Source organism: Streptomyces boncukensis (assembly GCF_011045075.1).
Classification (GTDB): Bacteria; Actinomycetota; Actinomycetes; order Streptomycetales; family Streptomycetaceae; genus Streptomyces; species Streptomyces boncukensis.
In genome coordinates this window covers 1-1,695 of record NZ_JAAKZZ010000901.1, presented here as the reverse complement: position 1 = coordinate 1,695, position 1,695 = coordinate 1, and the positions used below count along the sequence as shown (strand labels likewise).

General features: G+C 69.5%; 2 protein-coding genes. Both read right to left on the bottom strand.

All coding sequences use genetic code 11. The annotated features are described in order from the left end of the window. Positions 1 to 32 precede the first annotated feature (32 nt). Positions 33 to 575 carry a plasmid pRiA4b ORF-3 family protein gene (locus G5C65_RS36830; protein ID WP_165303388.1) on the bottom strand — a complete coding sequence of 181 codons (543 nt, stop codon included), beginning with the start codon at positions 573 to 575 and terminating at the stop codon, positions 33 to 35. After that, positions 575 to 1,615: an IS630 family transposase gene (locus G5C65_RS36825; protein WP_206442687.1), complete on the bottom strand. Its 1,041-nt coding sequence runs from the start codon at positions 1,613 to 1,615 to the stop codon at positions 575 to 577. Before G5C65_RS36825 ends, G5C65_RS36830 begins: the two co-directional genes overlap by 1 nt. Between the last annotated feature and the right edge of the window lie 80 nt (positions 1,616 to 1,695).

Genomic DNA, 1,695 nt, shown 5'->3' with positions numbered 1-1,695 from the left:
CTAGTGCTTCGCTGCGGAGGTTCCGCTGGTGATCAGATGTCTGCGAGTTGCTTGTTGATGTCGTCGATGTCGAGGTGGTCGGGGTCGAAGCTGCCGCCGATCCACTCGGTGAGTTCGTCGTGCTGTTCGTGCTTGGGGTCGGCGAGGGCGGCCAGGAGTTCGCCGTAGCCCCAAGGGCCGCCGCAGTCCTCGGGTGGGCAGGCCCGGCGGCCGGTCAGGCAGTGCGGATAAGTAGCGTCGGACTCGCGGGGCAGCACCTTTTCGACCTCGATCACGTGCTCCCAGCCGTCACCGAAGTCGTAGGTGTAGCAGATCTTGTCTCCGGCGGCCGGGGCGACCGCGTGGAGCGGGACCTTGGCCTCGTTGCGGTGGCCGAGTTCGCTGTCCGGGCGGCCGTAGTCGCCGGCCGGGGTCGCGAAGAGGTGCATGTGGTAGTCCTCCCAGCCCATCGCGGTCTGGATGACCAGGTGCAGGCGGGCCAGGGTGAGGCCGGCGGGGACCTGCAGGCGGCGCCAGATCGGCGGACGGATGTCGGCCAGGGTGACCTTGATCTGCAAGATGGAGTCGGCGGGCATCAGGCGGGTTCCTTCGCGGCGGGTGCTGGTGCGGGGTCAGTCTGCCGGGGGCGGCCGTCGTAGTGCCAACGAAACGGACGGGCCGTCTCGTTGTGCGCGAGGGTGAAGGCGCAGACCTTGTCCAGCAGGTCCTGGCGGGAAGAGAAGTCCCCGTGCCGGAGCACCCGCCGACCGAGCAGCGAGAAGAAGAGCTCCACCTGATTCAGCCAGGACGCGTGCTTGGGGGTGTAGTGCGGCACGAACCTGGCGTGGGCGGCCAGCCAGGTGCGGGTGGCCTTCGACACGTGCGCGGAGCCGTTGTCCAGCACCAGGTGCACTGTCAGCTCGCGGGGAATGGTCCGGTCGAGGCGGGTGAGGAAGGCGATGAAGTGCGCGGAGTCGCCTCGCGGCAGCTCTTCCACCACCACCTGCCCGGTGTGCACGTCTAACGCCGCGGTGATCGAGACGGTGCCGTGCCGGACATACTCGAACTCCCGCAGCCGCGGCCTGCCCGCCGCAGCCGGCTGCTCGGGGTGCTTGCGCGACCGCGCGGCCATCGCGGTCTTCTCGTCGATCGACACCACGATCGAGCCGGGTGGCCGGTTGAGATACAGCGCGCAGACCTCGGCCGCCTTGGTGAAGAACTCCGGGTCCTCCGGCCGGGTCAGCCAGCCGCGCACCCGGTGCGGCTTGATCTCCAGGGACGCCAGGATCCGTCCCACCTGCGAGGGTGAGATCCCGGTGTCCGCCACCTGCTGGGCGATCAGCCGGTGCGACCACCCGTCGTAGGGATAAGGCGGTTCGCTGGTCGCGGCGGCCACGATCCGCAGCCGCACCTGAGGCCCGAATGTCCGCGGCCGACCCGACCGCGGCCGATCCTCCAGCCCGTCCAGCCCCTCCGCCAAGAACCGGTCTCGCCAGCGCACCACCGTCGTCTCCGCCACCCCGACCCGCCAAGCAACCTCCCGCGTGCCCAGCCCCGCAGCGACCAGCAGGACTATGCGCGCCCGCCGCACCTCCCTCTGCGAGGCAGTGTGCGCCCGTACCCGGGCCTCCAGCACCCTCTGCACCTCAAGACCAAGAATCACGCCCTGCCAACGAGCACGACCTCACCAGCAGAACTTCCGCGGCGAAGCACTAG